Raw genomic sequence first — 7651 nt, 5'->3', positions numbered from 1 at the left:
TGGCATTACCGTCTTGCTATCATTACTGCGAGCAGCAAGTTCAACGGGTAGGAATTCTTTAATCGCCACTAAACGATCTAAACGGGTATCTTGTGCTTTATAAGTGATACCGAAACCACCTGCGCCCAAAACGCCAACAATGCGATAATCACCGACTTCGCTACCTATAGCGAGTGATAAATCCAATTCTTGCACTTTACATCCTTTTTATATTAATCACTTAACAAAAAAACTATCACTAATAGCCTCGCACTAAACGAAAACCTACATTGATACCGCTATTATTTGAGGGTAGAGAATTTCGAATTGCTGCACGAATATCAATTGAATCATTATCCCAAGCGCCACCTCTTAACACATGATTTTTACAAGTTGATAACTTCCATGCCCTACCATCAATAGGTGCTTTATTATAATTATCACGCCAGCAATCTTCGGTCCACTCCCATACATTGCCATGCATATCGAACAAACCAAAACTGTTTGGACTTAATGTACCCACCGGCTCAGTAGATTTTAATTGAGCACACTCATTAGAGTAAAAGCCATCATGAGCATTTTTACACTCTATAGTATTTCCCCAACTAAACATAGAACTGGTACCAGCTCTTGCTGCATACTCCCATTGTGCTTCACTTGGCAATTTAAATAACCTTATTCCTTTTGAGTTAGTAATTTTATTCAACCAGGGTAAAAACTCTGAGGTGATTTTATTATAGCTAACATTGATTACTGGTCTCTGCCCTCGCCCCCAGCCTTTATCAGCTGGTCGGTGTTTACACCCGCCATCAGCTACACAGGCATCCCACATGGCAAAAGTAACTTCTGTTTGCATCATATAGAAAGATTTCAATTTAACGTTATGTACCGGCAATTCGTCACTATTACAATAGTCTCCATCTTGGCAGCCCATTTGAAACTGCCCCGCAGGAAGCAATTTCATATTCTTCACTAAGTTAGTAATAACAGGTGGTAAAGCCTGTTCTTCTTCACTTTCTTGTTGCCAAAAATAACCCACTGAGCTGAGAGAGGCAATTAGCAGTGAACTTAAAATAATTCTATTTCTTTTTGAAATTAAACTTTGTTCAGTTACATTACTTGCCGTTTTTAAATTTACAGAGTCTTTCTTTACTGGAGCCGGTTTTAGTTTTTCCTGCTTTACGTTTACTGGTTTGGTTTTTGGTTTACTTACTTTTTTTTCTACCGGCTTTGGCGGTGTTTCAGGTATTTTATTTGAAGGCGCAATTTTAACCGTCGCATCGTTATCAACAACTTCAGCTGTTTCAACAATAGGTTCAGGATCAGCTTTATTTTTTTCCTTTAAAATCTGCTGTAAGGCGGTAACACTCTGGCAACGATGTTTAGCAACTAAGATTAGAGCTTGACTAATAGCTCCTTTAAGCGCATCGCTATAACTATTGCTAACAACCGGTGTTAATGGATCTGGTTCACCGCCCATAATATCGTGTTGCCTATCTGTACTTTCGACAGGTTTTTTACCTGTCACTAGATAATACATCACTGCGCCAATAGCATAGATATCAGTAAAAGGTCCTTGTTTACCGCGTGAAGTATATTGCTCTGGTGGCGCGTAACCTTGGCTTATGATAGCGCTGATAGATTTAGATTTTTCACCGACACTTTGCCGTGCAGCGCCAAAATCAATCAGCATAGGTTGATTACCGTACTCGTCATCGCCCATATCATTTGAGCTTTGCAGGTAAATGTTGCCCGGCTTTATATCTCTGTGAAGAAGCCCTGCTTTGTGGACTTGCACTAAGCCTTTTAATAGTGGCTCGATAATCTCGCGAATACGGCTTTCAGCCATATTGCCATTAAAGTGTATTTTTTTTAAATGTTCGTCTAGTGCTTCACCTTCAACGTATTCCATCACCAAATAAGCAGTACCATTTTCTTCAATAAAGTTTAGAACTTTAACAATATTAGGGTGATTGAATTTAGCTAAAGTCTTCGCTTCCTCAAGAAATTTAGTTAGCCCGTATTGATAATCATCAGCAACATTAGTGCGCGGCATTACCGTCTTGCTATCGTTACCGCGGGCAGCGAGTTCAACGGGAAGAAATTCTTTTATCGCCACTAAACGATCTAAACGGGTATCTCGTGCTTTATAAGTAATACCAAAACCACCCACACCTAAAATTTCAATAATGCGAAATTCAGCAATTTGTGTACCTGAGGGTAATGAGTAATCTAGTTCTTGCATTCTTTTACCTTGACTATTTTTATTTTTATTTTTATTTTTATTTTTATTTTTATTTGCTTGAACTCAGTCACCATTTGAGCTTCCTTTCATAAAATTTTCTCGTAAAAACTGGGAAATAATAGGCCAGCACTCATGATAGCGCCATAATTCTTGCCAGTAATCACAGGCACTATATAGACTCACATCAAGCGCTAAAATAAAATCAGCTTTTTCTTGAAAGTAAGCTGAATTAGCTAAAGTACTTAGACAAGCAATAAGTTTATCTTCTGCACATTCACCCTGCTTTACCTGTAAAGCGATATTAGTCAATTCAGATAACTGAGCCCTTATGGCTCTAGGCGCAGAGTCTGAAGGTGCTGTAAAGTAAAATTTATCCACTAACGAGGTTAATTGCTTTTATGTTTAATAATAGTTATTGGCCAACCTTTTTCATTTGGATCAGCAAGATAAAACACTTCACCCGGCTCAATAAAGTGACGCTCACCTGCGATTAATTTACCAATTTTATCTTCTTCACCTTCGCCTTTTTCAGCGACAGCGCCCGAGTATGTGCCATTGGCTGATGGTCTGTCGGCAGGCTCTTGTAACCAAAACTGCTGGGCTTCACTGTCCCAGCCAATATCACAATGAAAACGGCTAACGTACTTCTCCTCATCGGGCAGGTGTATATTACAACTAGGATCTCGGCCTATAGTTAAAGGTTTGTCGTACATTAAGCAGATAATTTTTTTGCGTTTTAAATCTTTTACATAGCCGGTAATATTTTTTTGTAGTCGAGAGCGACTGACCATTTCTTCAACTTCAGGCTTATCTTGCATAATATGTGAAGTTAAATCGATACCTGTTACCCAAGCAACCTTTTGTTTTTTATGATAGAAAATAAACCAAACACTACCACCTAACACAATAACGGCAATAAGAATCAACTGCCATAAATAGCTAATACGTTTTCCAGGGATGAAATGAAAGTCATTGGTTGCACGGCTTGATTCTTGAGGGATTTGTGCCCCTTGGCTGGCTTTAATAACGTCTTTACGTACTTTTTGAAATAGTTGCGATAGGTTTAAGCCTTTGGTGTCTATGTGCTCAAGTATGGCTGCAGTATATAAACCATTGCCATTTTCAACCGCTTCACCATCTAATGCCTTTGCACCGGGTCCTGTCCCAAATGCAACGAAAAAGTCCTTTTCAACAACATCAGCCCAACCACCAGTTCTACCGGCCAATTCAGCAATGGGTAGATCTCGACACGCATCTAAAATGACAATATTCGTTAAACTCTCTAAGGTAGCTAAACGGTTAGTAACTTGTTTCAGTGAAATAAAATCTTGTTTGATATCATTACCGGTAATTTCACGGTTTAACTGCATGAGCTTGGTTTCGACAGGTACAAGATAGTTTATCGTGTCATATTGAATTCCGTGACCTGCATAGAAAAATAAGGTAACCACTTTCTTATCTTGGCGCTTAGCTTGGCGTACTTTTTTTATAAACTCTTTAAAACGCACATCAAAATGTCGTTTAAACGCATCTCGCAATATAATAGTTTCAAAACCTAATAATTTTAGCTTTTCATCAATTGCATTGGCATCGTTGACAGGATTACTTAAATCTAAATTATCGTCGTGGTAATTTTGATTACCCATAATAAAAGCAAATTTAGCAATGTCAGGGTTAGGAAACTCACTTTCTTCGTCAACTTTTTCTTCAAAAGCATAAACCGCAGCTTGTGTTGTGATAAGCATTAACAAGGTGAAAACAGTATAGAGTATATTGGTTTTTATTATATTCTTCATGAACGGCTTATTATTCCTCTAGTCCTTTTTTGTACATTTGCACGGTAATATTATCACTTTTGCCACGGGCCCGTCGCTGACTAAGTGCACAACTTTTTTCAAGCTGATTTTGTGATAAATGATTGGCAAGCTTAATTAATTCTTGTTGTGTCTGATACTCCCAAAAGCCATCACTACAAACCAATATAGTTTCACCTGCTTGTAATGCTGGATATTGTTTTATACTTGGTTTATCAAGCTTTTCGTCTAATACACTAATACTTTTAAACAATTTATTTTGATCAGGATGAGTGCCCATTTCTTCTTCGGTAATCTCACCTTCATCTAGTAACATTTGTACCACAGAATGGTCACGTGTACGCCACTTAACTTCCTTGGCATTAATTTGATAAACCCGTGAATCACCAACATGAAGTGTTAGTACTTGTGCTTCATCTATCCAAACACAAGATAAGGTAGTATGGCCGTCAACTTCACCATGGTTTTCTTTGATAGATTGCTGCATTTGTAGCACAGCTCGCTCATAGACATTTTTAAAAATTGTCCCTGACATTGTTTCTTTTAAAGATGAAACATTCTCGATAAAACAGTCAACAAGTGCTTGTGAAGTTAAATCGCCAGCTACATGTCCTCCCATACCGTCACACACAATGAGAAAAACACCGGTATTATGCGCATTATTGAGAGCAAGTTCTCCATGGGCGTCTTCATTGCATTTTCTATCACCTATAGTGGTGTGTTGGCAAAGTAAAGATTGCTCTGGAATTGAATGTAATGAAAATAATGATAAAAGTTTATTTAGCATTTATAACTCCTGCACTAATCTAAAGCCAATAAATGTATTTCTCTGTTGTTTTAATAACTGTCCACGACTATAAACTGCAATACTATCTCCTGGAATATACCAAGCACCTCCTTTAATCCTGCGATATGTGCAATCGCCAGTCAGCCATGCACTTCCATCGACCGGAGCACCATGATAACTCTTATTTTCGCAATCTTGAGTCCATTCATAAACATTACCTAACATATCAAACAAGCCAAAGTTATTTGATGCAAAACTTGCTACAGGTGCGGTTTTCTTCCCATCCCATTGGCTCCCACAACCATTACAATTAGCATTATTGCTACCTATATCATTGCCCCAACTAAATTTAGAATTAGTCCCAGCTCTAGCTGCATACTCCCATTGTGCTTCAGTTGGTAATTTAAAAACTTTACCTGTTTTCTTATTTAACCAGCTAATAAATGCCTGAGTATCATCCCAGCTTACACAAAGCACAGGTTCATTACTTGCTTGTTCAAAACCTGGGGCTTTCCAAGTTTTAGTGGAATGTTCGCGCCAATGTATATTCTTCCTATTTGATACATCTAAATAAAAACAACCTGCTGTTTGGTATCCAGATTCTTTTTCGAAAATTTCATATTGAGCTTTTGTCACCTCAGTCTTCATGATTTTAAATGTACTTAAATCAACCCTATGTTTAGGCAATTCGTTATTATTACATGATCCAGCTACATTACACCCCATTTCAAAACTTCCAGCGGGAATAGTTTTCATACTATTTATTAGTTCATTGATAGGTAGAGGTAATAAACTTTCTAATTCAAAATCAAAATTATTATTACTATTACTTAGTGTAATTTCATGGCGTTGAGTGACATAGTTATGATGAGTTATTTCAATCTGGTACACCTGAGGTATTAAAAGCATATCTTGTTGGTATGGCTTATTTATATTTAAGATGTTAATAACAGCATCCACTGGTGAAACAGTGACAGTTAATGGTACCTTACTCGCTTCAATTTTTAAAAGTCGTTCTTTCTCAGCAACTTTTTCTTGAGCCAATTTATCAGCTAAAGCTTTAGCTTTATTTCTACCTTGCTCTTTAATAGCATTTCTCAGAGAAGTTAATAAAATATCATCTACCTGTCCTGTAACTACCATGCCTTGTGCTTGTTCAAAAGACTCGATTGCTGTTACCGTTCTGATATCTAATTCACCGTGGTTTGAGACTTTATAGTCGAGTTGTTGTAACAGTTTTTGAGCATTTTTAATAAGAGAAACTTTATCTTGCTCAGCTTTAACACGCTGGATTTGCTCTTTTTCTGCTAATTTATCTTCAAGTGCCTGATTTGCTAGTTGTACATAGTTACCTGTTGGGCGTTTTGCTAAATAAGCTTGATAGCTTTGCTCGGTATCTTCTGATTTAGCTAGGTCCCATGATTTTTTATCTTGTTGCATCAAAAATCTTTGTTGCTGCACATTTTTTTCTTCTGCTATCAGTTTCTGCTGGTATTGTTGATAGCCATAAAAACTTGCAGCCCCAGCTGATAAAAGTATGAGTAAAAACACTAACCATTTTTTATTGCTAGGCTGGTTATTATTGACTTCAGCACTTTTTGACACAGGGATACTGGTTTCAACTGCTTTTTGGTCTGGGGTGCGGGTGGTAGTAATTTTGCGTGTGGCATCATTATTAGCCGAAGATTGAGAAGATGTATTAATTATTGCAGAACTTTTGCTAGTGCCAGAAAGGATACTTTGTAATTCACTTATATTCTGTACTCGGTTACTAACACGTAAGATCATCGCTTTGGTTATCGCTTCAATAAGCTCTTCACTATAGCCACGGCCTTTTTCAATAGGCGTTAACGGATCTGGTTGCTCATCCATTAAATCATGTTGCCTGTCAGTACTTTCTACTGGTTTCACCCCAGTTACAAGGTAGTACATCACTGCGCCGATAGCATAAATATCAGTATAAGGTCCTTGTTTACCTCGGGTAGTATATTGCTCTGGGGGGGCGTAGCCTTGGCTGATAATAGCGCTGATAGATTTAGACTTTTCGCCAACGCTTTGACGAGCTGCACCAAAATCGATAAGCATGGGTTCGCATTTATCGCCAGCAACATCTTTTAAGTAAATATTACCTGGTTTTATATCTCTATGGAGTAGCCCTGCTTTGTGCACTTCGGCTAAACCATGAAGCACAGGTTCAATAATTTCACGAATGCGGCTTTCTGCCATAGATCCAGAAAAGTGAATTTTTTTCAGGTGCTCATCGAGTGCTTCACCCTCGACATACTCCATCACTAAATAAGCGGTACCATTTTCTTCTAAAAACGTATGAATTTTAACAATATTGGCATGGTTAAAACTGGCAAGGGTGCGTGCTTCATCTAAAAATTTATTGAGTCCATATTGGTAGTCATCAGCGACATTAGTACGTGGCATAACGGTTTTACTATCATTACCACGTGCAGCGAGTTCAACCGGTAAAAACTCTTTGATAGCAACAGTACGATGTAATCGTGTATCTTCTGCTTTATATGTAATGCCAAAACCGCCCTCACCTAATACTTCGATGACGCGAAACTCGGCAATTTCAGTGCCTGATGGTAATTGGTAATTGACTTCGTTCATCTTGCCTCTTTTCTTATTAGTAACCTAAGCTAAAAGTCAGTTTTGTTGTTAAACCCGTTTGCATAACCGCTTGGCCATTTTCAATTTTCGGTTTAAATTTCCATTTCATTAAGGTTTTTATAGCTACACTATCAAAATCTATTTCAGCATCTCGTAAATGTTTGGAGAAGCTGTATCAGTCAGTTGTTGTAACAAGTTTTGAGC

At 37.8% G+C, this 7651-nt stretch carries 6 protein-coding genes; all 6 read right to left on the bottom strand.

Annotated elements, in window-relative coordinates; all coding sequences use genetic code 11:
• On the bottom strand, positions 1–195 hold a 195-nt coding region (locus AC27GZ_RS08540), incomplete at its 3' end, for a hypothetical protein (protein ID WP_487094520.1).
• A gap of 43 nt (positions 196–238) precedes the next feature.
• Positions 239–2224: an SUMF1/EgtB/PvdO family nonheme iron enzyme gene (locus tag AC27GZ_RS08535; protein ID WP_487094519.1), complete on the bottom strand. Its 1986-nt coding sequence runs from the start codon at positions 2222–2224 to the stop codon at positions 239–241.
• Positions 2225–2287: 63 nt separating this feature from the next.
• Positions 2288–2602, bottom strand: a complete 315-nt coding sequence (locus AC27GZ_RS08530) for a hypothetical protein (protein ID WP_487094518.1) — start codon at positions 2600–2602, stop codon at positions 2288–2290.
• Between the two features lie 8 nt (positions 2603–2610).
• Positions 2611–4020: a caspase family protein gene (locus tag AC27GZ_RS08525; RefSeq protein ID WP_487094517.1), complete on the bottom strand. Its 1410-nt coding sequence runs from the start codon at positions 4018–4020 to the stop codon at positions 2611–2613.
• Positions 4021–4030: 10 nt separating this feature from the next.
• Positions 4031–4825, bottom strand: coding sequence for a PP2C family protein-serine/threonine phosphatase (locus AC27GZ_RS08520; protein ID WP_487094516.1), 795 nt, complete (start codon positions 4823–4825; stop codon positions 4031–4033).
• Positions 4826–7447 (bottom strand): SUMF1/EgtB/PvdO family nonheme iron enzyme, encoded by a 2622-nt coding sequence (locus AC27GZ_RS08515; protein WP_487094515.1) that lies wholly within the window; start codon positions 7445–7447, stop codon positions 4826–4828.
• Positions 7448–7651 lie beyond the last annotated feature (204 nt).

This window comes from Colwellia sp. SU-HH00943 (assembly GCF_057546125.1).
The sequence above is the reverse complement of the archived record's forward strand: the minus strand, read 5'-3'. Positions and strand labels throughout refer to the sequence as shown.

Excerpts from the sequence above, each read along its gene's own strand:
- AC27GZ_RS08520 (WP_487094516.1), bottom strand. The coding sequence starts at position 4,825 with ATGCTAAATAAACTTTTATCATTATTTTCATTACATTCAATTCCAGAG.
- AC27GZ_RS08515 (WP_487094515.1), bottom strand. The coding sequence starts at position 7,447 with ATGAACGAAGTCAATTACCAATTACCATCAGGCACTGAAATTGCCGAG.
- AC27GZ_RS08525 (WP_487094517.1), bottom strand. The coding sequence starts at position 4,020 with ATGAAGAATATAATAAAAACCAATATACTCTATACTGTTTTCACCTTG.
- AC27GZ_RS08535 (WP_487094519.1), bottom strand. The coding sequence starts at position 2,224 with ATGCAAGAACTAGATTACTCATTACCCTCAGGTACACAAATTGCTGAA.